Annotated in this window: 24 protein-coding genes; 16 read left to right on the top strand and 8 right to left on the bottom strand. The window is 60.2% G+C overall.

The features are described 5' to 3' along the window. Nucleotides 1-57: 57 nt before the first annotated feature. From J7412_RS12460 to dusB, 3 genes are read right to left on the bottom strand one after another with little or no spacing between them, the layout of a single operon-like run. On the bottom strand, nt 58-1422 hold the full coding sequence (locus J7412_RS12460) for a response regulator (RefSeq protein ID WP_209078935.1): 1365 nt from the start codon (nt 1420-1422) through the stop codon (nt 58-60). After that, nucleotides 1422-2507: an ATP-binding protein gene (locus tag J7412_RS12465; protein ID WP_209078936.1), complete on the bottom strand. Its 1086-nt coding sequence runs from the start codon at nt 2505-2507 to the stop codon at nt 1422-1424. Before J7412_RS12465 ends, J7412_RS12460 begins: the two co-directional genes overlap by 1 nt. Next, nucleotides 2504-3520 carry a tRNA dihydrouridine synthase DusB gene (dusB, locus tag J7412_RS12470; RefSeq protein WP_348540498.1) on the bottom strand — a complete coding sequence of 339 codons (1017 nt, stop codon included), beginning with the start codon at nt 3518-3520 and terminating at the stop codon, nt 2504-2506. Before dusB ends, J7412_RS12465 begins: the two co-directional genes overlap by 4 nt. A gap of 159 nt (nt 3521-3679) precedes the next feature. Between dusB and J7412_RS12475 the strand changes: the two genes are divergently transcribed. From J7412_RS12475 to J7412_RS12490, 4 genes are all read left to right on the top strand, one after another. Continuing rightward, entirely contained in the window at nt 3680-4861 is a 1182-nt protein-coding gene (locus tag J7412_RS12475; protein WP_209078938.1) for a bifunctional 2-C-methyl-D-erythritol 4-phosphate cytidylyltransferase/2-C-methyl-D-erythritol 2,4-cyclodiphosphate synthase, read from the top strand. Further along, nucleotides 4858-5340 (top strand): phosphatidylglycerophosphatase A, encoded by a 483-nt coding sequence (locus J7412_RS12480; RefSeq protein WP_209078939.1) that lies wholly within the window; start codon nt 4858-4860, stop codon nt 5338-5340. The genes J7412_RS12475 and J7412_RS12480 overlap by 4 nt, the downstream gene beginning before the upstream one ends. Next, nucleotides 5340-5813, top strand: a complete 474-nt coding sequence (locus J7412_RS12485) for a CinA family protein (RefSeq protein WP_209078940.1) — start codon at nt 5340-5342, stop codon at nt 5811-5813. The genes J7412_RS12480 and J7412_RS12485 overlap by 1 nt, the downstream gene beginning before the upstream one ends. Nucleotides 5814-5973: 160 nt before the next feature. After that, nucleotides 5974-7161, top strand: coding sequence for an ammonium transporter (locus J7412_RS12490; protein ID WP_209078941.1), 1188 nt, complete (start codon nt 5974-5976; stop codon nt 7159-7161). 88 nt (nt 7162-7249) lie between these two features. Here J7412_RS12490 and J7412_RS12495 read toward each other — a convergent pair whose 3' ends face one another. Next, nucleotides 7250-7705, bottom strand: coding sequence for a type II toxin-antitoxin system RatA family toxin (locus J7412_RS12495; protein WP_209078942.1), 456 nt, complete (start codon nt 7703-7705; stop codon nt 7250-7252). Between the two features lie 123 nt (nt 7706-7828). On the opposite strand from J7412_RS12495, the gene hpt reads away from it, so the two are divergent. Next, nucleotides 7829-8374: a hypoxanthine phosphoribosyltransferase gene (hpt, locus tag J7412_RS12500; RefSeq protein ID WP_209062457.1), complete on the top strand. Its 546-nt coding sequence runs from the start codon at nt 7829-7831 to the stop codon at nt 8372-8374. A 188-nt stretch (nt 8375-8562) separates the two neighbouring features. Continuing rightward, complete coding sequence (locus J7412_RS12505) at nt 8563-8745, top strand: hypothetical protein (protein ID WP_209078943.1); 183 nt, start codon at nt 8563-8565, stop codon at nt 8743-8745. Between the two features lie 12 nt (nt 8746-8757). Here J7412_RS12505 and J7412_RS12510 read toward each other — a convergent pair whose 3' ends face one another. Further along, the gene (locus J7412_RS12510) at nt 8758-9093 is read right to left on the bottom strand and encodes a 4a-hydroxytetrahydrobiopterin dehydratase (RefSeq protein WP_209078944.1); all 336 of its coding nucleotides are present in this window, start codon (nt 9091-9093) and stop codon (nt 8758-8760) included. 2 nt (nt 9094-9095) lie between these two features. Then, nucleotides 9096-9893, bottom strand: a complete 798-nt coding sequence (locus tag J7412_RS12515) for a phenylalanine 4-monooxygenase (protein WP_209078945.1) — start codon at nt 9891-9893, stop codon at nt 9096-9098. Nucleotides 9894-10016: 123 nt separating this feature from the next. Here J7412_RS12515 and J7412_RS12520 point away from each other — a divergent pair, with 123 nt between their 5' ends. Beyond that, entirely contained in the window at nt 10017-10478 is a 462-nt protein-coding gene (locus tag J7412_RS12520) for an Lrp/AsnC family transcriptional regulator (RefSeq protein ID WP_209062445.1), read from the top strand. Nucleotides 10479-10627: 149 nt separating this feature from the next. Here the strand turns inward: J7412_RS12520 and J7412_RS12525 are convergent, their stop codons facing one another. Next, the gene (locus J7412_RS12525; protein ID WP_209078946.1) at nt 10628-12307 is read right to left on the bottom strand and encodes a divergent polysaccharide deacetylase family protein; all 1680 of its coding nucleotides are present in this window, start codon (nt 12305-12307) and stop codon (nt 10628-10630) included. Nucleotides 12308-12452: 145 nt separating this feature from the next. On the opposite strand from J7412_RS12525, the gene J7412_RS12530 reads away from it, so the two are divergent. The 7 genes from J7412_RS12530 to lexA all read left to right on the top strand — a co-directional run bounded on the left by J7412_RS12530 (nt 12453) and on the right by lexA (nt 18089). Beyond that, the gene (locus tag J7412_RS12530) at nt 12453-13046 is read left to right on the top strand and encodes an aminodeoxychorismate/anthranilate synthase component II (protein WP_209062412.1); all 594 of its coding nucleotides are present in this window, start codon (nt 12453-12455) and stop codon (nt 13044-13046) included. Further along, complete coding sequence (trpD, locus tag J7412_RS12535; protein ID WP_209078947.1) at nt 13043-14062, top strand: anthranilate phosphoribosyltransferase; 1020 nt, start codon at nt 13043-13045, stop codon at nt 14060-14062. Before J7412_RS12530 ends, trpD begins: the two co-directional genes overlap by 4 nt. Nucleotides 14063-14111: 49 nt before the next feature. Continuing rightward, the gene (locus J7412_RS12540; RefSeq protein ID WP_209078948.1) at nt 14112-14777 is read left to right on the top strand and encodes a uracil-DNA glycosylase; all 666 of its coding nucleotides are present in this window, start codon (nt 14112-14114) and stop codon (nt 14775-14777) included. Then, on the top strand, nt 14774-15589 hold the full coding sequence (gene trpC, locus J7412_RS12545; RefSeq protein ID WP_209078949.1) for an indole-3-glycerol phosphate synthase TrpC: 816 nt from the start codon (nt 14774-14776) through the stop codon (nt 15587-15589). The genes J7412_RS12540 and trpC overlap by 4 nt, the downstream gene beginning before the upstream one ends. Further along, a complete protein-coding gene (gene moaC, locus J7412_RS12550; protein ID WP_209078950.1) occupies nt 15589-16077 on the top strand; it encodes a cyclic pyranopterin monophosphate synthase MoaC in 489 nt (162 codons plus the stop codon). Before trpC ends, moaC begins: the two co-directional genes overlap by 1 nt. Further along, entirely contained in the window at nt 16074-17249 is a 1176-nt protein-coding gene (gene glp / locus J7412_RS12555) for a gephyrin-like molybdotransferase Glp (protein ID WP_209078951.1), read from the top strand. The genes moaC and glp overlap by 4 nt, the downstream gene beginning before the upstream one ends. A 126-nt stretch (nt 17250-17375) precedes the next feature. Further along, entirely contained in the window at nt 17376-18089 is a 714-nt protein-coding gene (gene lexA / locus J7412_RS12560; RefSeq protein WP_209062398.1) for a transcriptional repressor LexA, read from the top strand. Here the strand turns inward: lexA and J7412_RS12565 are convergent. After that, the gene (locus J7412_RS12565; protein WP_209078952.1) at nt 18083-20119 is read right to left on the bottom strand and encodes a ComEC/Rec2 family competence protein; all 2037 of its coding nucleotides are present in this window, start codon (nt 20117-20119) and stop codon (nt 18083-18085) included. The genes lexA and J7412_RS12565 overlap by 7 nt on opposite strands. A gap of 87 nt (nt 20120-20206) precedes the next feature. On the opposite strand from J7412_RS12565, the gene gltX reads away from it, so the two are divergent. Beyond that, the gene (gltX, locus tag J7412_RS12570; protein WP_209078953.1) at nt 20207-21607 is read left to right on the top strand and encodes a glutamate--tRNA ligase; all 1401 of its coding nucleotides are present in this window, start codon (nt 20207-20209) and stop codon (nt 21605-21607) included. Nucleotides 21608-21707: 100 nt separating this feature from the next. Continuing rightward, nucleotides 21708-23003 (top strand): citrate synthase, encoded by a 1296-nt coding sequence (gltA, locus tag J7412_RS12575; RefSeq protein ID WP_209078954.1) that lies wholly within the window; start codon nt 21708-21710, stop codon nt 23001-23003. The last annotated feature ends 284 nt before the right edge of the window (nt 23004-23287 follow it).

The raw sequence follows: 23287 nt of genomic DNA on the forward strand, positions 1-23287 counted from the left end.
ATGAGCCGTGCCGTTTTTTGACGACTGCGGCTCTGGCACCACATTTATGTGGCCTTTTTACATCAATTTGCGGCGGCGTGTCACGTGAATATCCAGATCGGTGATCTTTTTACGCAAAGTATTCCGATTTATCCCCAACAAATCAGCACATTTTGCCTGATTTCCGCCGGTTGCATCCAGCGCGATTTCGATCAGAGGCAGCTCAATCTCGCGCAGAATCCGCGCATAGAGCCCTGCCGGGGGCAGCATATTGCCGTGCAAATCAAAGTAACGGCGCAGATGGCGCGCCACGCTGGCGGAGAGCTTTTCATTGTCCTCACCACCCATCAGCGGCCCCGCCTGCGGCGCGGTGCCCAGCACCATTTCCGCTTCGGTTTTGATCACCTCTTCGGCCTGCGCGGTCAGCACAAGACGGCGCACCGCATTTTCCAACTGGCGCACGTTGCCCGGCCAGCTGTAGGTGCGGAACATTTCCATCGCATCTTCCGAGAACACCCGCATCGGTGCGCCTTCGCGCTCTGTGCGGTGCAGGAAGTGCTCCACCAGCAGAGGGATGTCATCCACCCGCTCCCGCAGTGCCGGCACATGGATCGCCGCCCCGTTCAGACGGTAATAAAGATCCTGCCGCACGGTGCCGTTCTCCATGGCGGTGTTCAGGTTCACTTGACTGGTCGCCATAAAGCGCGGGTTCTGGTCGCCCGGAGTGTCAATCATCCGCACAATGCGGGCCTGCACCTCGTCTTCAATGTCGCCGATCTCATCAAACAGGATCGTGCCGCCCTTGGCTTTGGCCAGCACACGCGCGGGGCCTTCCAGATCGCTCAGATCCGCGGCATTGACCACCACAAACGGCAGATTGCGCCGATCAGAGAAGTCGTGAATTTCTTTTGCAATCAGGGATTTACCCGTGCCACTTTCACCTGAAATCAGCACCGGCAGATCGGTGTTCATCACCCGGGCCACAAGCCGGTAAAGCGCCTGCATTGCAGGGGTACGCCCCACCAGCGGCAGCTCGTCAGGCCGGTCTTCCTCCACCGCAGGTGCGGCAGGCGCACGGCGCTTCTGCTCCAGTGCCTTGCCGGTGCGCTTCATCAGATCAGGCAGGTCAAACGGTTTGGGCAGATAGTCATAGGCCTCCGCTTCCGCAGCCTGAATCGCCGTCATGATGGTGTTCTGAGCGGAGATCACGATCACCGGCAGGCCCGGGCGATCCTCGGAAATCTTGGGCAGCATCTCAAGGCCATTGCCATCCGGCATCATCACATCGGTGATCACCACATCGCCTTTGCCTTCGCCGACCCAGCGCATCAGCGTGGTCAGCGAGGAGGTGGCATGCACCTTACAGCCCGCCCGCGTCAGCGCTTGCGTCAATACTGTGCGGATTGTGCGATCGTCATCTGCGACCAGAACCGTGCCATCCATCAGAGGCTCTCCTCATATTTCTTGAGAGTTTCTTTGCTCGCCCGTGGCAGCGACAGCTTGAACACCGTGCGCCCCGGCACGCTGTCCACTGTGATCAGACCGCCATGATCCGAAATGATTTTGCTCACCAGCGCGAGACCAAGCCCCGTGCCGTTCTCCCGTCCGGAAACGAAAGGATCAAACACGTCGCCTTCCAGATGCTGCGGCAGGCCGGGGCCATCATCAATGACCTCAATCTGCAGCGGCAGCGGCTGGCCCGTACCATCCGCACGGCGCATCCGGAAGGAATGCTCATAATAGGTGCGAATGCGGATTTTCCCTGAATCTCCAGCAGCTTCAGAGGCATTCTTCAGCAAGTTCAAAACCACCTGCAGGAGCTGATCCGCGTCGCCCTCAGCCGGTGGCAGGGAGGGGTCATAGTCCTCCACAATCTCCATATGCGCACCATAGCTCACCAAGGCTGAGCGCCGCGCGCGGTCCAGAACATCGTGGATATTGACTGGCTTCTTCTGCGGCAGCGACAGGTTGCCAAACTGCTCCACCTGCTCCAGCAGCTTCACGATCCGGCGGCTTTCCTCCACGATCAGATCGGTCAGCTCCAGATCTTCCGCGCTCAGGTTCATCGACAAAAGCTGCGCCGCACCGGTGATCCCCGCCAGCGGGTTCTTGATCTCATGGGCCAGCATCTCAGCCATGCCAATGGCGGATTTGGCCGATGATTTCACGCCGTTGCTGCGGGTCATGCGCCCGGCCAGCTCACGGCTGGAAATCAGAAACAGCATTTCGCCCGGCGCATCCGCCAACGGCGCAATCTGCAGGTTGCACTGCACGGGCGGCGCATTGCCGGTGCCCAGATCCGCGTCATTCACAAACAGCGGCGTGCCATGCTCCCTTGCGCGCTGAAACGCCTCCTCAAGCGGGGCGTCAATCATCACCTTGTCCCAGATGGGCTGCCCGACCATCGATTTGGCCGAGGCGTTCAGAAATGTTTCCGCCGCCGGGTTGATGCGCAGGATCTTGTCATCCGCGTCCACCACCAGCCCCGGCACAGGCAGCGAGTTCCATATGGGGTTATGCGCGCTCATGCGGCCTCTTTGTTGTTGTTGGGCGCATCATCACCGCTCGGCATCAAAGCCTCCGCCAATAGCGCCATCACTTCGTCAATGTCCCGGCTGGTCTGCACCCGGCGGCGCAAGCCAGCCTCGGTGCCCACGGTGTCCATGTACCAACCCAAATGTTTGCGCGCGACGCGCAGGCCCAGATCGGTACCATAAAAAGACAGCATCGCCGCATAATGCCCCTGCACCAGCTCCACCAAAGCGGTGCCGGTGGGCACTTCCGGCGCCTCTGTGCCAAAAATCTCCGCGGCAATCTGGGCCAGCAGCCAGGGTTTGCCCTGCGCCCCGCGCCCCACCATCACGCCATCCGCACCAGAGGCTGCCATCGCCGCCTTTGCGCTCTCCGCGTCCACAATGTCGCCATTGGCAATCACCGGGATCGACACCACGTCTTTCACGCCCCGGATCGCCGCCCAGTCTGCCGATCCTTTGTAAAACTGACAGCGCGTGCGCCCGTGAATGGTCAGCATCTGAATGCCCGCATCCTCTGCCCGCTTCGCAAGCTCCGGCGCATTGAGCATATTGTCGTCCCACCCCAGCCGCGTCTTCAGCGTCACCGGAATCTCCACCGCGCCCACCACGGCCTCAATCAGCTTCAGCGCGTGATCCAGATCTTTCATCAGAGCCGATCCGCTGGCCCCCGCGCCGCTGGCGCTGGTCACTTTCTTCGCCGGACAGCCCATATTGATGTCAATCAGCGTGGCGCCATTGGCCTCCACCTGACGCGCGGCCTCTGCCATCCAATGCGCCTCACGGCCCGCAAGCTGCACCGAGGTGATCGCATCTCCAAATCCCAGCTCCGCACGTTCACGAACACCGGGTTTGGCTTGCACCATCTCCTGGCTTGCCACCATTTCGCTCACCACCAGTCCGGCACCAAACTGGCTCACCAGATCCCGATACGGGCGGTCGGTGATCCCGGCCAACGGCGCCAGAAAAACGGGCGGTGTCAAAGAGAGATGTGCGACTTGAACGGTCACGTGCCTAATCCTTGTGCAGTGCCTTCGGCGTATCTGACCCATTGGTCAAACTCAATGAAGGGGTGGTGATTTTTTCGGCAGCAAATTGCATATGCTTAAAAATTAAGCAATCGCTAAGGGTCAATTGCCACTCTGACTTGCAGGTTCTACACAGTGGGCATGACAAATGCCTCTTTCAATAGCCCCGCTGATACCCCGCCCCACACTGCCGCAGTGGTTGTTGCCGCCGGTCGCGGCACCCGTGCGGGAGGTGGAATCCCCAAGCAGTGGCGGCAGGTTGCCGGAAAAAGCGTCGCTGAATGGACGCTCACCGCTTTTCTAACACACCCGGAGGTAGACGAGGTGGTTTTGGTGACCCACCCCGACGACACGCAATTTACCGCCGAACTCTCGGTGACACAGGTTCACGGCGGCGCAACGCGGGACGCCTCGGTGCTGGCCGGGCTTGAAGCCCTCAGCGGGCGCGGCATCACCCATGTGCTGATCCACGATGTGGCCCGCGCGGGCATTGATGCGGCCACCATCTCCTCAGTGATTGCCGCCCTGACCTCCGGCGCCTCCGGCGCAGCCCCCGCGCTCGCGGTCACCGATGCGCTCTGGCGCGGCGAAGACGGGCTTGTGACCGGCACGCAGGAGCGCGAAGGCCTGTTTCGTGCGCAAACGCCTCAGGGTTTCGCCTATGAGGCAATTCTCGCGGCCCATCACGCCCATCCGGGCGGTGCGGCCGATGATGTAGAGGTCGCCCGCGCCGCCGGGCTTGACGTCGCCATCGTGCCGGGCAATGAGCGCAACCTGAAAATCACCACACCAGACGATTTTGCCCGTCTGGAGCAGCACCTGAGAGGCGACATGAATAGTCTTCCCGATATCAGACTGGGCAACGGATATGATGTACACGCATTTGAAGAGGGCGATCACGTCATCCTCTGCGGCGTCCGCATCCCGCACCACAAAGCCCTCAAAGGCCACTCAGACGCCGACGTCGGCATGCATGCGGTCACAGATGCGATCTACGGCGCACTGGCCGAAGGCGACATTGGCCGCCATTTCCCGCCATCTGAGGCGGAATGGAAAGATATGGACAGCGCGGTCTTCCTGAAACATGCGGTGGATCTCGCGACCTCCACAGGCTTCGCAATTTCCAATGTCGATTGCACCCTGATCTGTGAACGCCCCAAAGTCGGGCCACACGCCCCCGCCATGATTGCCCGCATGGCAGAGATCATGGGCATGGAGGAAACCCGCGTCTCCATCAAAGCCACCACAAGTGAGAAACTCGGCTTTACAGGCCGCGAAGAAGGGATTGCGGCCATTGCCACCGCAACGCTGATGAAACCATGAGCACGATGATCGCAACATTCTTCGGCGTCGGCCGCCTGCCCTTTGCCCCCGGCACATGGGGCTCTCTGGCTGCGCTGCTGATCGGCTGGGCCGCCGAGCGTTACGTTGGCCTCTGGCTGCTGATCGTGCTGACCGTGATTTCCATCATCGCCGGTTTCTGGGCCTGTCATCGCGAATTGGCCGACAAACCGGGCGACGACCCTTCAGAAATCGTGATTGATGAGGTCGCAGGCATGTGGATCGCCCTGCTCTTCCCGGCCATCGCTTTTGCAACGCGCGACATGTCCATGGTCTGGCCTGGGCCCATCGCGGCGTTTTTCTTCTTCCGCCTGTTTGACATCCGCAAACCCTGGCTCGTGGGCCGCGCCGACCGCCGCCATGATCCTGTGGGCGTGATGCTTGATGACCTCTGGGCCGGCGTCTTTGCCGGTGTGGCCACGCTTGTGACCGCCGCGCTCTTTCACGTGGTGCTGATGTGATGGTGGATGTCGCCGCTCTGCTTGCGGCCTGCCGCGCCGCCGACCTGCGCATCGCCACCGCCGAAAGCTGCACCGGCGGCATGGTGGCAGCTGCGCTGACCGACATTCCCGGCTCTTCCGCCACCTTTGAGCGCGGCTTTGTGACCTACACCAATCAGGCCAAGGTCGAGATGCTGGGCGTGGCGCAAGCCACGCTCGATGCGGTTGGCGCCGTGTCTGAGGAGGTCGCGCGTGAAATGGCCCTTGGGGCGCTGGCGCACTCCGCGGCGGATCTCGCTGTGTCAATCACCGGCATCGCCGGTCCCGGCGGCTCCGAGTTCAAACCCGAAGGCCGCGTCTGTTTTGGCATCGCCTCCGCAACTGGATGCACCACGGAGACCATCGAGTTTGGCGCATTGGGCCGCGAAAATGTGCGCAAAGCGGCGCGGAATCATGCGCTATCGCTTCTTTTTAAGGCATCCTGCGCAAACTGACGCGCATTTGCACAAATAGCTGCATTTTCTGCCCATATTTTAATCACATTGCAAAACGCCCCATTTTAAGGCGCTCCGCATCATATTCAGACTTTGTTATAAGCAGGTTTTCCGCTTTTTGGCCTGAAATCACCACTCAGGGACAAAGAGGAAAGAAATTATGAACGGAGCGGACACCGCATGGATCATTGTGGCGACAGCCCTGGTCCTGTTCATGACATTGCCAGGTCTGGCCTTGTTTTACGGGGGCCTTGTGCGCGCGCGCAACGTGCTCAGCGTTTTTATGCAAACCTACGCGATTGCCTGTTTAATGAGCGTTCTGTGGCTGGCCTTCGGCTATTCCATCGCCTTTGGCAATGACGGCGGCGCAAGCTCGGTTTGGGGCGGGCTTGGCAAAATGTTCCTCGCAGGCGTCACCGCCGACAGCCTCTCCGGCACCCTGCCCGAAGTGCTGTTCTTCGCCTTCCAGATGACCTTTGCCATCATCACCCCGGCGCTGATCGTCGGCGCCTATGTGGAGCGCATCGGCTTTGGCTTTGTGCTGCTCTTCTCCGGTCTCTGGATGCTTCTGTGCTACGCGCCTGTGGTGCACTGGATCTGGGGTGGCGGCATGATGGCCGACGGCGGCATCTTCGGCGAGATCGGTGTGCGCGACTTTGCCGGTGGCATTGTGGTGCATGAAACCGCAGGCCTCGCAGCCCTCATCATCGCGGTCATGCTCGGCGCGCGTCGCCACCGCACCACCCCTCCGCACGCCCCATGGATGGTGATGATCGGCGCGGCCATGCTCTGGGTCGGCTGGTTCGGCTTCAACGGCGGCAGCCAGCTCGCCGCTGACGGCGGCGCAGCCATGGCGCTCACCGTCACCCACATCTCCGCCGCCACCGCCTCGCTCACATGGGCGCTCTGGGAGCGCATCAAATACGGCAAAGCCTCCCTCGTGGGTCTTGTCACCGGCACCATCGCAGGCCTCGCCTCAATCACCCCGGCCTCCGGCTTTGTTGGCCCGGTGGAAGCACTGATCATCGGCGCCATCGCAGGCATCCTCTGTCAGGAAGCCGTGAATGTCGTGCGCAACATGCTCAACATCGACGATACGCTGGACGTCTTCGCGGTTCACGGCGTCGGCGGCATCTTCGGCACCATCATGATCGCCGTCTTTGGTCAGGGCACATGGGTCGCCCAGCTCGGCGGCCTCGCCGTTGTCGGCCTCTTCACACTGGTTGTGACAGTGGTGCTGGTGAAAGTCGTGAGCTTCATCACCCCGCTGCGCGTGGATGAGGAAACCGAAGTCAACGGTCTGGATCTCGAAGTCCACGGCGAGCGCGCCTACGACACCGCCTCCTGACACCAGATCAGAGCACGCAAGTCTTGGGCGGCCGCCACTTCAGGCCGCCCTTTTTTATTGCGCCAACAATTTCAGAAAACAGTGGCCCTCAGCCGTAAAGCGCTTTCGCACGCGCCTCAAACGCCGCCACAATCCGGTTCATCGCCTCATAAAACACAAGGCCAATCGCCTTTTGCAAAATGATGTTCTTGAACTCGAAATCCACAAAGAACTTCACCTCGACGCCGCCGTCCACATCCGCAAAATCCCAGGTGGATTTCATGTATTTGAACGGCCCGTCCAGATATTCCGTGTCGATGTGCTTGGTCTCAGGATAAAGCCCCACACGGCTGCCAAACCGCTCCCGAAACACTTTGAACGAGATCACCAGATCCGCCAGCATTTCCACGCCTGCGCCATGCGCGGTCTCAATCGGCGTGGTCGAGCGCACCCGCGCCGCCGCACACCAGGGCAAAAACTGCGGATAGGCTGCCACATCGGCCACAAGGTCATACATTTGTCGGGCTGAATAGGGCAGCGTGCGAGTCTCAGAGTGCGTGGGCATGTGGTTCCGTAAAGCTGTCCAAAGTAACGTGCCATTTTAGCGTGACAGTGTTTCGCGTCCCCGCTATGCACTGTGCTGCCCGCGCTCATATCCACTCTGCGGGCGTAAAATCAAGAGGGTCTCATGTCAGAGCGTCCATATGTCATTGATCAAATGATCTCAGCCAAGTCGATTGCCGCCCGGATCGAAGATCTGTCGCGCGAAATCCAAGCGGAATATGCGGGTACCGATAAGCTGATTGTGGTGGGCCTTCTGCGCGGCTCTTTTGTGTTCATCGCCGATCTTGTGCGCGAGCTGGAACTGCCGGTTGAGGTCGATTTCCTTGAGGCCTCCTCCTATGGCAACGCCATGGAAAGCAGCCGGGAAGTGCGTATTTTCAAAGACTTGCGCGGCGAGATTGAAGGCCGTGACGTGCTGGTGGTCGAAGACATCGTCGACACCGGCCATACGCTTACCCATGTGATGCACCTGCTGAAGGCCCGCAACCCGGCCAAGATCAAAACCATCGCGCTTCTGGACAAGCCGAGCCGCCGCGAAGCCGACATCGCCGCCGATTGGATCGGCTTTTCAATTCCTGATGAATTTGTCGTGGGCTATGGCATCGACTACGCCCAACGCAACCGCAACTTGCCCTTCATCGGCAAAGTGCGCTTCACCGAAGAGAGCTGATCCCTCTCACACAGGCACCAGTCACGGGAGCGCAGCAATGACGCGCTGCGCCCCAGATCAGCCCCGATAGGTGCCTTTCACTCTTTCTGGACTGCAGAACGCCAAACATGGAACACGCCCATTGAGCGGGCGCAAAACCTCAGGCATTCTCATTCTACAAATATCCAAATCCAGCGGTGACCCCAAAGATGAACTTTCGCCATTTGATCCGCATGAGCCAATGGGCGCGCAACCCGCCTTCTGAAAAGCGGGTCAAGCTGGTGTTTGGCGTGATCATCCTCTGCATCGTCCTTGTGCTGATCGAGCGCTTTGTCGGCTGGCCCGACGCGCTCACGCTTGATCCCAAGGCGCGCACAACGGTGAAGTTCTAACCCACCACGTCGTCAGGCCAGCAGCGCATCCAGCTTGGCCGCGCAGATGAAATCATTCTCCGACAGCCTGTCCAGCTCGTGGGAGGTATAGGTGATTTCACAATACCCCCAGCCAAAGCGCACATCCGCATGATGCCCCTCTTTGTCGCTGAGAAACGCCGCCATATTGGCCGCATAGACCGCCTTGGCATAGGCCTTGAACCTCAGTGTCCGCACAAGGCTTTTGCCATCCGCGCCCATCACCCAGTCCGGATGCAGCTTGGCTTTCAGCGCCTCTATCTCCGCATCACTCAAAGGTGGCACCCAACCGTCACAGGCCGCACAGGTTCCCGCAGTCAAATCCTCCATGATCACGCGGCCTCCGGCTTTGGCGGGAACACAGGGTCATGCAACCCAAGCGCCTGCGCGGTTTTGATATCGGCCAGCAAATCCCGCTCCGCCGCCTCCAAAAGCTGCTCCACCGTGTCGAGCACAAAATAGATCGGCTGGTTGATGTCGATCCGGTACGGCGTGCGCAGAATGTCGATCACATCAAACGGCTTGCGGATCACGCTTGGCTCCTGCACCGAATGCGCCAGCTCCCCAGGCGAGGACGCCAGCCCCGATCCCAGCGCCTTGATCTCTCCCCCTTCGCGGATCAGGCCAAACTCCACCGTGAACCAGTAAAGCCGGATCAGCCAGGAATAGTCTGCCGCCGCACAGGTCAGCCCCGCCTCGCCAATCTTCTGAGAAAACCGGGCAAAGCGCGCGTCCGTGAGCAGTGGCGTATGTCCGTAGATTTCATGGAAGATGTCGGGCTCCTCGATATAGTCAAAATTCTCGCGGTCCCGAATGAAAGACGCCGCCGGAAAAGTCTTTTCCGAGAGCATTTTGAAAAACCGCCCAAACCCGATCAGCGCCGGCACCGGGGCCACCTGCCAGCCGGTATGCTCGCGCAGTACCTCTGACACCTCCACGCATTGTGGCACGCGATCCTTGGGCAGGTTCAGCTTACGCTGCCCGGCCAGAAACGGCTCCGCCGCCAGTGTCTCCACATGGGGCTGTTGCTGCGCCACCAGATCCCGCCACATCGCATCCTCCGCAGCGGTGTAGAGAATCCGTCCGGTCGCATCCGGCTCTTTGGCCACATATTTGGTGCTTTTGGGCATTTTAAACGCTCCTCCTCCTGAAACCATGTTAGGTCTGAATTTGAACAAGAGTTTTTCCATCTTTTGGCTACAAAAGAGATTTCAGACAGATTTCACCCGAATCTCGATTTTATGAGGCAAAATATGCTCGACAGCTTTGAACGGCTCATCCTCAAGGTCCTGCAGCGCGACGGCCGCGCCAGCACGCAGGATCTTTCCGACTCCGTGGGGCTTTCGCCCTCTCCCTGCTGGCGGCGGGTGAAGCGGCTGGAGGAAGAAGGCTACATCCTGCGTTACGCCGCCATTCTGGATGGCAAGAAGCTTGGGTTGAACGCCTTTGCCTATGTGCAGATTTCGCTGATCGACCACAGCGAAGAGACCATCAAAGTGTTCAACGATTTTGTCGCGCAGAGCGATCAGGTGCTGGAATGCGCCTCCATCACCGGGGACTTCGACTTTGTGCTGAAAGTCGTGGCGCGTGATCCGGAGGCGCTGGAGCAGTTCATCATGAAGCGCATTCTACGTCTGGGCGTGGTGCGCACCACCACAACCAATTTCATCTTGAGGCAGATGAAAACCGCAGGCAGCCTGCCGGTTGAGGCCTGAATTCTGTTGCCATGTCCAACGCAACAGCGCGCGCCCCGTTTATGAGACGCGCGCTGAAAATTGCACTTACGCAATACCGTAGGGATACCGACGTGAAATCAGGGCTCCAAAAGCGCGTTAACCTTTGAGTCGCGCAGCCCCCTTTGATCTCAGTTGATGGTGTCAAAGCTCGCCGAAATCGGGGCCATTGCCACGGTGCCCGCGCGGTCCTGCAGCGCCCACAACAGCAGCGCAGAGATGGTTTCATCCCGCAGCCGTCCCACCATCACAACACCGTCTTCCTGCGCTGCCTTAAAGGCCGCATTGTCCAGAAAACGGCGCATCACCACCGCTGTCTGCCCGGCGTCATCAAAGTCGCGGAACACGCTGGTGGAGGGCACGCCTTCCTTGGCGGCGAGCTTCTGTGCGGTGTTCAACCCATTGGAAAGCATCAGCAATCCATGGCCACTGCCCAACAGCGCCTGCGCCACCTGGTCGCTCACAACCTTACTGCCCTGCAGCCCGTCGCTCAGACCTTCCATCACGCCCACAAACGTATCAGAGACCGACAGATGCGCCTGCATCGCCTGCTCCACATCAGAGGCGGTTGCCTCCGCGGGCATATCCACCATGGCCAGCACCTCAAAACCACGCAGACGGTAATCCGCCGCCTTTTCAGTGACTTGCGGGTCCAACGTGCTCACGGCAATGCTCAGCGGATAAGGGAAGCTTTCAAGCGCTTCCATATCAAATTCATGCTCGCCGGTGTCAACCAGAACAATCGACATCACCGGTTTATTCTCAGCGTTTTCAAAGCCTTCCGCGTTGGACACCACTGGGCGTGCCACCGGCGTGACGGCCTCAGCATCCGCAATCACAACCTCTTCTGCCGCCGCATCCCCAACCGAGGGCAGCCGCGCAGATTTCAACTGAGGGAAGGCTTCATTCAGATTGCCCGCCGGTTTGAGCAGCGAAGCCGTCGCCGCCTCATCCACAGGGGTCTCCCCCGCCTCCGCATTTGGCGTCAGGTCTTCGGCCTCAGGACTTGGCACCGCTTCAGAGACCAGCGGTGTTTCTTCAGCGTTATCAGTGCCTTCCGGCGCATCCTCAACGAGGATCACATCGGCTTCGTCCTCTGCCACATCGCCCTCAGGCGCGGCCTCCAGCGCAGGTTCTTCGATCACCACCTCTTCAACAGTAGCCGCATCCGCCACCACATCTGCGCCAGTCTCTGCGGCTGTCTCCTCGGTCGCGGCTTGCGCAACCGCCTCCTCTTCCACCGCAGGATCCTCAATCACGATCTCTTCCACTGGCGCCTCAGTCTCAGCAGCGTCCACAGTCTCGGTCACCTCAGGGGCCACCGGCGTGACAAAGGCCTCGCCAGACAGAGGCGCTGGCGCCGCAGGCTGGGCCGGATTTGTAGAAATCGACAGCTCCGTTTCCGCTTCAGGCGCGGTTGGGGTCTGAGCTTGCGGTGTCGGCAAAACCGAAGTTTCCCCTTCAATTTCAACCGCTCCGCTGTCCGCAATCTCCTGTGGCGCGGCCAGTTCCGCCCCCAGATCCTCCGGCTCAGGCTTTGGTGCAGAATCAGTGATCCCCAGCGGCACCGCATCATCGGCCTTCACCTCAGGCACAGCCGCCCCCGGAAGGGCATCAACCTCCGCATCGGTTTGTGAGGCCGCATCCAACGTGGTGCTTTGTGCAAGCCCTTCCTGGGTTTCCTGCGGGGTCACCGCCGTTGTCTGCGGGCGCACCGTTGCAGGCAAAGGAGACAGCAAAGACGCCGCCGCAAGCACACCCCCGATGAGGATGACGCCCCAGAACACACCAGCCAAAAATCCGCGCAACATAGTTCTCTGCCCTTATTTGTTCCAAATTTACGGGGCGAACCTGCCTGCGCCCCTCTTGACCCTCTGCGCCAAGCCTGAGCATGTATACCGCGAGCAGGCCCTTCGCCTCCACCCCTTTCGCATCTTTAGGATAAGAACCGACAAAATGCTGCTTCTGATCGATAATTACGACAGTTTCACCTATAATCTTGTGCATTATCTGGGCGAGTTGGGCGCCGATGTGCAGGTCTGGCGAAACGACGCGCTGACGGTACAGGACGCCATGGGGATGAACCCGGCCGGTATTTTGCTGTCTCCCGGCCCCTGTGATCCCGATCAGGCGGGCATTTGCCTCGCGCTGACCGAAGCCGCAGCAGAGACACGCACGCCGCTTATGGGCGTGTGTCTGGGCCATCAGACCATCGGTCAGGCCTTTGGCGGCAACGTCGTGCGCTGCCATGAGATCGTGCACGGCAAGATGGGCACCATGAAGCACACCGGCAAAGGCGTGTTCGCGGGTCTGCCCAGCCCGTTTGAGGCCACCCGCTATCATTCACTGGTGGTGGATCGCGAAACCTTCCCCGACAGCCTTGAAATCACGGCAGAACTTGAGGATGGCACCATCATGGGTCTGCAGCACAAAGAGCTGCCTATTCAGGGCGTGCAGTTCCATCCGGAGTCCATTGCCTCTGAACACGGCCACGCCATGCTCAAGAACTTCCTGGACATGATGCCCTCCCCGAAAGGGGCCGCCGCATGAGCCATGATATCAAGACTTTGATCGGCGCGGCCGCGGATCGTCCGCTGTCGCGCGACGAGGCCGAAGCCGCTTTCTCCCTTCTGTTTGAGGGCGAGGCAACACCAAGCCAGATGGGCGGCCTTTTGATGGCGCTGCGCACCCGCGGCGAAACGGTGGATGAATATGCCGCCGCCGCCGCCGTGATGCGCGCCAAGTGCAACGCCGTGAACGCGCCAGCGGGCGCGATTGACATCGTTGGCACAGGCGGGGATGGCAAGCACACGCTCAACATCTCCACCGCCACGGCCTTCGTTGTGGCTGGGGCTGGCGTGCCCGTTGCCAAACACGGCAACCGCAATCTCAGCTCCAAATCCGGCACTGCCGACGTGCAGACCCAGATGGGCATCAACGTGATGGTCGGACCGGAGGTTGTTGAAAAGGCGCTGGAAAGCTGCGGCATTGCCTTCATGATGGCGCCGATGCATCACCCCGCGATTGCCCATGTGATGCCAACCCGCGCAGAGCTTGGCACCCGCACGATCTTCAACATCCTCGGCCCGTTGACCAACCCGGCAGGCGTCAAACGCCAACTGACCGGCGCCTTCACCCGCGACCTCATTCGCCCCATGGCCGAAACACTTGGTCAATTGGGCAGCGAGCGCGCTTGGCTTGTGCATGGGTCTGACGGCACAGATGAGCTGACCATCACCGGCGTGAGCTGGGTTTCCGCGCTTGAGATTGACGGCACCGTCAAAGACGTTGAGTTGCACCCCGAAGACGCCGGTCTGCCGGTGCATCCGTTTGAGGCCATCGTTGGTGGCACGCCCGAGGACAACGCCAATGCTTTCCGCGCCCTTCTGGATGGCGCACAAAGTGCATATCGCGATGCGGTCTTGCTGAACGCGGCAGCCGCGCTTGTGGTGGCAGACGCAGCGGACGACCTGAAAGAAGGCGTTGAAAAAGCACGCGAAAGCATCGACAGCGGCGCAGCCAAAGGCAAAGTCGCCGCATTGGCCAAAGTCACCTCTGCCGCGTGATCCGCGCTGTGCAAAGACAGACAACACGAACGCCCATGCGGGAGACAGAATGATGGACACTCCCATCCCTTCCGCCTGGGCGCATCTGCCTTTCTTTGAGGCCGACTGGCCGCGCATCGCGCAAACCATCGCCCAAGACCCGCGCGACATCCTGCCTCCATCCGACCAGCGTTTTGCCGCGCTTGAGGTCCTGCGCCCGGATCAGGTACGCGTGGTCATTCTTGGGCAGGATCCCTACCCCACGCCCGGTCATGCGCACGGCTTGGCCTTCTCGGTGGAGCCAGACGTGCGCCCGCTGCCACGCTCGCTCAACAACATCTACAAAGAGATGATCGCCGATATCGGCGCTGCCCCTCTGACCGGCGATTTGCGCCATTGGACCAGCCAAGGGGTTCTGCTGCTCAACACCGTGCTCACGGTGCCTGCAGGTGAAGCCAACGGACATAAGGCACTCGGCTTTCAAACCCTCGCCCATCAGGTGCTCAAAGAGGTCTCCTTCCGTCCATGTGCTTTTGTCTTATGGGGAAAACAGGCGCAGGCCCTTGCACCTCACATCCAAGCGCCTAAAGATGGCGCCCAACATCTGATGATCGAAACGGCGCACCCTTCGCCCCTGTCCGCCCGCCGCGGCTTCTTTGGCTCCCGCCCGTTTTCGACAATAAACACATGGCTCACGCAGCGCGGCGAGCCGCCAATAGACTGGACGCACGCATGACCGAGACCGTACTGGACAAAATCAAGGCCTACAAACTCGAGGAAGTGGCAGCCGACAAGGCCGCCAAGCCGCTGGAAGCCGTCGAAGCCGAAGCACGCGAAGCCAGCCCGACACGCGGCTTTTCCGACGCGCTGCACAAGGCCAGCCGCTCAGGCTACGGGCTGATTGCCGAAATCAAAAAGGCGTCACCCTCTAAGGGTCTGATCCGCGAAGACTTCAATCCACCAGTGCTCGCCAAAGCCTATGAAGACGGCGGCGCAACCTGCCTATCCGTGCTGACAGACACGCCAAGCTTTCAGGGCCAGAAATCCTTCCTGACCGAGGCGCGCGAGGCCACCAACCTGCCTGCGCTGCGCAAGGACTTCATGTATGACACCTATCAGGTGGCCGAAGCCCGCGCGTTGGGGGCGGACTGTGTTCTGATCATCTTGGCTTCGGTGACCGACAGTCAGGCGCAAGAGCTTGAGGCCTGTGCGTTTGAATGGGGCATGGATGTCCTACTCGAAGTGCATGACGCCGAGGAGCTTGAGCGCGCAAGCCAGCTCAAATCCCCGCTGATGGGCATCAACAACCGCAATCTCAAAACCTTTGAGACCACGCTCGACACCACGCGCCATCTCTCCAAGCTGGTGCCCGAAGACCGCCTGATCGTCTGTGAAAGCGGGCTCAACACCCCTGCCGAACTGGCCGATATGGCACGCTATGGCGCGCGCACCTTCCTGATCGGCGAAAGCCTGATGCGTCAGGACGATGTCGCCAGCGCCACCCGCACGCTTTTGGCCAACCCGCTCAACGCCATGGGAGGCATGTGATGAGCAACCACAGCTCTGGCCTCACCCATTTCGACGGCAAAGGCGACGCCCATATGGTGGACGTCTCAGAAAAGGCTGTGACCTCCCGTATTGCGACGGCTGAGGGCTGGGTAAAGATGGCACCTGCCACCTATGACATCATCGCCGAAGGCCGCGCCAAGAAAGGCGACGTGCTTGGCGTTGCCCGCCTCGCAGGCATCATGGGCGCCAAAAAATGCGCTGACCTGATCCCGCTGTGCCACCCGCTGCCGATCACCAAAGTCGCTGTGGAGCTGACACCGGATGCAGATCTGCCCGGCGTGCGCATTGAAGCCACCGTAAAGACCACCGGACAAACCGGTGTGGAGATGGAAGCCCTCACCGCGGTGAATGTCGCAGCACTGACGGTCTATGACATGTCCAAGGCCGTCGACAAAGACATGGAGATCGGTGGCATCCGCGTCATCCTGAAAGACGGCGGAAAATCAGGACGTTACGAAGCGAAATGATTTCAGTCAGCGAAGCGCTCTCCAACCTTTTTGCCCTCACCCGAACCCTGAACAGCGAGCTTGTCCCGCTGTCAGAGGCCAATGGCCGCGTGCTGGCGGCACCTGTCTCGGCCAAACGCGACCAGCCGCCGTTCTCCGCCTCCGCGATGGACGGCTACGGTGTGGCCGCCGAAGGAGTCGCGCCCGGAGCGCAGTATCAGGTGATCGGAGAGGCCGCTGCAGGCCATGCATTTGATGGCAAGGTGAGCGCGGGCGAAGCCGTGCGGATTTTCACCGGCGCGCCTGTGCCCGAAGGCGTAACGCGCGTGATCATCCAGGAGGATGTCACCCGCGACGGCGACACCATCACCCTGTCTGAAAACCTCGACAAAGGGTTCCACATCCGCCCCTTGGGTGGCGATTTCAAAGTTGGGCAAACCATCGACGCGCCCCGCGTGCTGCGCCCCTCTGACATCGCGCTTATGGCGTCGATGAACATCGCCTCCGTGCCTGTGACCCGCCGCCCCAAAGTGGCGATCCTCTCCACCGGCGACGAGCTGGTGATGCCCGGCGAAACACCCGGCCCCGATCAGATCATCGCCTCCAACAGCTTTGGCCTTCAGGCGATGCTGCGCGACGCGGGTGCCGAAGCGCGCCTTCTGCCCATCGCGCGGGACACCGAAGCCTCTCTCAAAGCAGCCTTCGCCTTGGTGGATGATGCCGATCTTCTGATCACCATTGGCGGCGCCTCTGTGGGCGATCATGATCTCGTGGGCAAAGTGGCCCAAGATCTGGGCATGGAGCGCAGCTTCTACAAGATTGCCATGCGTCCGGGCAAACCGCTGATGGCGGGCACCATGGCCAATGGCGCCATGATGATCGGCCTGCCGGGCAATCCGGTCTCTGCCATGGTCTGCGGCCATGTCTTTGTGCTTCCGGTGATCCGCGCCATGCTCGGCCTTGGCCAAGCCCCCTCACCGCATCAAACCACCAAGCTCGCAGCCCCCGCTCCGGCCAATGGCCCCCGCGAACATTACATGCGCGCCCATGTCAGCCCGCGCGGCCTTGTGACCTTTGATAACCAAGACAGCTCGCTGCTTTCCATTCTGTCTGACGCAAACGCCCTGCTGATTTGCCAGCCAAACAGCCCGGAACTGCCCGCCGGAACAGAGGTATCCTACCTCCCGCTCTGACATAACCACCTGATCAGCCGTGTCTCTTCAGCATGTGTTTCCGCTATGTTCTCAAAAGGTTTTGACACAAAACAAGAACATGCGTAGAACAAGCTTAAGACACTTTGTAAAAGGGGGTCGTCGAGCATGTTAACCAAGAAGCAACTGGACCTGCTGGAGTTCATTCACACCCGTCTGCAACGCGACGGGGTGCCGCCCAGCTTTGACGAAATGAAGGATGCGCTCGATCTGCGCTCCAAATCCGGCATTCACCGGCTGATCACCGCACTGGAAGAACGCGGCTTTATCCGCCGGCTCGCCCATCGCGCGCGTGCCATCGAGATTGTTAAGCTGCCTGAAAGCATGGGCGGCGCGCCTTCTGCGCCGACAGCCGGGTTTAACCCCAAGGTGATCGACGGCCCGCACCCCTCGCCCACAGTGCCCGCCAACATCAGCCCCGATGCGGCGTTGATGTCGGTTCGTGAGCTGCCTGTGATGGGCAAAATCGCGGCTGGTGTGCCGATCGAGGCGATCAGCCATGTGGACCATCACGTGGCGGTGCCCGGTCAGATGCTGGCGACTGGTTCAAACCACTATGCCCTTCAGGTCAAAGGCGACTCCATGATCGACGCAGGCATCAACGACGGCGATGTGGTGATCATCGCGGAGACCAAAACCGCAGACAATGGCGACATTGTTGTGGCGCTGGTCGAAGATCAGGAAGCGACCCTGAAAAAATTCCACCACAACGGCAGCTCCATCGCGCTTGAGGCCGCTAACCCGGCCTATGAAACCCGCGTCTATCCCGAAGACAAGGTGAAGGTGCAGGGCAAGCTGGTCGGCCTGATCCGCACCTACTGAGCGCCAAACCTTCCGGCGCGCACTGCCGTGTCGTTCCACAGTCGACGGCCTGCGATCTCGCGGGCCGTTATGCGTTTGAGGCCCTCTGGCTCAAAATACAGCGCCATAGCCCCCGTATCTTCAAGCGCGCTGGCATCGACATAATCACACGGCAACTGCGCCCCATAGTCTTTTGAAAAGACAGCAAAGTCTCCGCTCTGACACCCTTCAAACGCCGCCAAGCCTCTTTTGCCCTGCACGTGGACAATCTGCCCCGTTGGTGTCTGTGCCACCTCCGTTGTCCAAAGCGCCGCCGCCGCCTCTTGTGTGCGCATGTCGCCATCATTTTCCAGCCAGTTGCGCGCCACAAATCCCTGTCCTTTGGCTTTGGAGAGCGCACGCCCCTCCGGCGTCAGCACCCCAACCAATCCACCAGTGTCTGAGATCAGCACATCCGGGCGTGGCGTCATGCTCCATATCACAAAAGCTAGCGCAATCAACAAAATCCCACCCCAGCGCGCATGCCCCTGCCACAGCAGCACAACAACACCGCCCAGCGAAACCAACGGCAAAACCACCGGAGGGCCAGTTTTCACCGCCCCGCGCGCGCCCTCCAACCCGCTGACAAACTCCGCCACCGTCAAAATCCACTGAAGCCCTTGGCCCATCACCCAGAGCGGCAGATGCTCAAGCCCCAAGGGCGCGAGCACCGCGGTGACCACCGCAGCAGGCATCACCGCCACCCCCATCACCGGCACCGACAACACATTGGCCAACAGACCATAGTGCGCAACATGATTGAAATGCAGCGCAGCAAACGGCGCTGTGGCGAGCCCCGCCACAAAAGAGGAGATAAACACCGCCGAAATCGGCGACATCCAACGCGGACCATAAGACAGCCGCGCCTCGCGCAGCCAGCCTAAGACCCCGATCAGCGCAGCCGTGGCGGCAAAGGACATCTGAAACCCCGGCCCCAGCAAGGCCTCCGGCCGCAGGGTCAAAACAGCAATCGCCGCCACGGCCACCGCCCGCAAAGTCAGTGCCCGCCGGTCCAACAACACCGCCGCCAGCACCACCGCTGTCATCACAAAGGCCCGCTCGGTGGACACGCTCCCACCCGACAGGATCAAATATCCCGCTGCGGCCATGCAAGCGCCCACCGCGGCGAGCTTCTTTGCGTTCACCCGCAGCGCCACATAAGGCACCAGCGCAAAGCCAAAGCGGATCGCGCCAAAAACAAATCCGGCAAGCAGGCCCATATGAAGCCCGGAAATGGCCAGCAGATGCGCCAGATTGGCGCCGCGCAAGTCCTCTGTCACCTCTTTGGGAATGGCAGAGCGGTCCCCGGTTGTGATCGCCGCTGCGACCCCCGCAACGGCCTCCGGCATCCGCGCCTGCACCGCCGCCGACAGGCGCATCCGCAGGCCATAAACCCCACCGTCAACCGGCCCAGGGATCAACCGGACCACCGGCACACGGGTATAGCCAATGGCCCCTATCCTCTGAAACCAGGCATGTCGCTGAAAATTAAACCCGCCCGGTTCCACCGGACCGGAAGGCGGCGACAGATGCCCTGTTGTCCCGACAAACATTCCAGGTAAAGGCGTCACTCCAAACCCCTCATCATGCAGAGAAATTCGCACTCTTTGGGGTGTTTCTTCAGGAGATACGCGCGACAGCCGCACTTCCTCCAACGTGAGCCGTAGCGCCTCTGAGGCGGAGCGGTCTATCGCCACCACCCGCCCCTCGATCGGCCCATAATAGCGAAACTCCAAAACCGGGCCTGCCACCAGATGCGCGCGTCCCCCAGCCAACGCAAACCCGGCCAGGATCAGCGCAACCGCCCAGAGCCCCGCCGCCACATCGGCTTCTTTGTGTCGTGTAAGAACCATCAGGCAGGCGGCAAGGCAGCCCGCCAAAAGAAGCCCCCAGCCCGCCGGTTCAACAGGCCGTGCAAAATACAGGCCAATCCCAAACGCCAGCCCAACAGGAACCCAACAAAACAGATGCCCGCGCTGTGCCAGAACGGATTGGCGCAGCGGCGTCACCATGCGCAAGCCTTGTCCTCTCCCAGCCGTGTCGCTAGACAGTGCGCAAAACGCTAAATCACACATGGTTACTGAAAGGTTAAGCCCGCTATGACAGGCCAGGTCGTCACCCGTTTTGCCCCTTCGCCCACCGGCTTCTTGCACATTGGTGGCGCGCGCACGGCGCTGTTCAACTGGCTTTATGCCCGTGGCCGCGGCGGCAAGTTCCTTTTGCGCATCGAAGACACCGATCGCGAGCGCTCCACACCCGAAGCCACAGCCGCAATTCTCGAAGGCATGTCCTGGCTTGGTCTGGATCACGACGGCGAGGTTGTGAGCCAGTTTGAAGGCGCAAGCCGCCACGCCGAAGTTGCGCTGCAGCTTCTGTCTGAGGGCAAAGCCTACAAATGTTTTGCCACGCAGGACGAAATCGCTGCCTTCCGCGAAGAGGCCCGCGCCGCCGGGAAATCCACGCTTTATCAAAGCCCTTGGCGCGACGCCGCAGAGGAAACCCATCCGGACGCGCCATATGTGGTGCGCATCAAAGCGCCGCGCGAGGGCAACACCGTGATCCGCGATCAGGTGCAGGGCGATGTGACCATACGTAACGACCAGCTTGATGACATGGTGCTGTTACGTTCGGATGGCACGCCGGTCTACATGCTGGCTGTTGTTGTTGATGACCACGACATGGGCGTGACCCATGTGATGCGGGGGGATGACCACCTCAACAACGCCGCACGCCAGATGATGATCTATGAGGCCATGGGCTGGGACGTGCCGGTCTGGGCCCATATCCCGCTGATCCATGGTCAAGACGGCAAAAAGCTCTCCAAACGCCACGGCGCACTCGGCGCGCAGGAATATCAGGCGATGGGTTATCCGGCTGCTGGCATGCGCAACTATCTGGCCCGTCTGGGCTGGAGCCACGGTGATGACGAGTTCTTTACCGACGCCCAGGCCAAAGAGTGGTTTGATCTCAATGGCATCGGCAAAAGCCCCGCGCGCTTTGACACCAAGAAGCTGGAAAACATCTGTGGCCAGCACATCGCGGTGACTGACGATGCTGCATTGCTGCAAGAAATCGTGGCCTATCGCGCCGCAGCAGAGCTGCCCGCGCTGTCTGAGGCCCAGACCGTATTACTACGGGACGCGCTCTACTGTCTGAAGGATCGGGCCAAAACTTTCCCCGATCTGCTTGAAAAAGCTCACTTTGCGCTCGCGGCACGCCCACTTGACGTCGAGGAAAAGGCATCAAAAAATCTTGATACAGTATCCCGTGGTATACTGAAAGAATTGACGCCGCAGCTGCAAAATGCTAGCTGGACGCGTGAAGGGCTTGAGGCTGTAACGAGCAGCTTTTCAGAAGCCAAGGAAATCAAGTTCGGCAAGATGGCCGGCCCGCTTCGGGCTGCGCTGGCTGGCCGCGCTGCGACCCCCAGCGTGTTTGACATGATGCTGGTGTTGGGACGCGAGGAAACACTCGCGCGTCTTTCAGACGTCGCCAATTAAATGTGACGGTTTTAGTGGCGTTTACGCCACTTTAATCCGCTGCGAAGACAAAGCTGCCGGGGCACTCCGCGTCCCCGGCTCGATAAGAAGGGAAACAGCCATGTCCGAGACACAGAAAACCGCGACGCTCACCATTGATGGTGCGTCCTACGACTTGCCGGTCTATTCTCCCACTTCCGGCCCGGATGTGCTGGATATCCGCAAACTCTATGGCCAAGCCGGTGTGTTCACCTATGACCCGGGTTTCACCTCCACAGCCTCCTGTGAATCCACCATCACCTATATCGACGGCGAAGAAGGCATCCTGACCCACCGCGGCTATGCGATTGGCGATCTCGCGGGCAAATCCCACTATCTCGAAGTCTGCTACCTGCTGCTTTATGGCACCCTGCCAACCGCAACCGAGCTGGAAGAATTCGAGAACACCATCACGCATCACACCATGCTGCATGAGCAGATGGTGAACTTCTTCCGCGGCTTCCGCCGCGACGCGCACCCGATGGCGATCATGGTGGGTGTGGTTGGCGCAATGTCTGCCTTCTACCACGACAGCACCGACATCAACGATCCGCGCCAGCGCGAGATCGCATCTCACCGCCTGATCGCAAAGATGCCAACCATTGCGGCGATGGCCTATAAATACACCATCGGTCAGCCGTTTGTTTCCCCACGCAACGATCTGGACTACGCCTCCAACTTCCTGCGCATGTGCTTTGCTGTGCCTGCCGAAGACTATGAGGTGAACCCGATCCTGTCCCGCGCGATGGACCGTATCTTCACCCTGCACGCCGACCACGAGCAGAACGCATCGACCTCCACCGTGCGTCTGGCCTCCTCTTCCGGTGCAAATCCATTTGCCTGTATCGCAGCGGGCATCGCCTGCCTCTGGGGTCCGGCACATGGCGGCGCAAACCAGGCCTGCCTGGAAATGCTGAAAGAAATCGGCTCCGTGGATCGCATCCCGGAATTCATCGCCCGCGCCAAAGACAAGAACGACCCGTTCCGTCTGATGGGCTTTGGTCACCGTGTTTACAAAAACATGGACCCACGCGCGACCGTGATGAAAGAAAGCGCCGACGAAGTGCTGGAGCTGCTGGGCGTCGAAGACAACCCGCTGCTGCAGGTCGCCAAAGAGCTCGAGCACATCGCTCTGAACGACCCGTACTTCAAGGACAAGAAGCTCTTCCCGAACGTGGACTTCTACTCCGGCATCATTCTGGAGGCGATGGGCTTCCCGACCTCCATGTTCACCCCGATCTTCGCCCTGTCCCGGACAGTTGGCTGGATCTCCCAGTGGAAAGAACAGCTGTCCGATCCAGCCCACAAAATCGGCCGTCCGCGCCAGCTGTACCTCGGCGAAGACGTGCGTGGCTACGTGGACATCGAAAACCGCTAAGCGACAGCACAGCCAGACATTTTCAAACGCGCCGATCCTTTTCGGCGCGTTTTCTTTTGCATCAACGGTTTGCTGAGATCGCCTTATGGGTGTGAGAAATGTAAAATTTAAGTCCAATTTTTGACACGTTTAACGTGCAAGTCATCTCTAGACATTACCTGAGCAGGCCAACCTCCTGTCCCTGTGCCCTGTGAGAGATCCCAGCCAAACCATCACGGTGCAACGGCACTGACGGTGGTTTGCAGCGGCCTCCGGGCCAAGAGAGGCGCGCCCGTTCGGAGACA

This window comes from Shimia sp. R9_3, assembly GCF_017743755.1.
Lineage (GTDB): Bacteria > Pseudomonadota > Alphaproteobacteria > Rhodobacterales > Rhodobacteraceae > Shimia.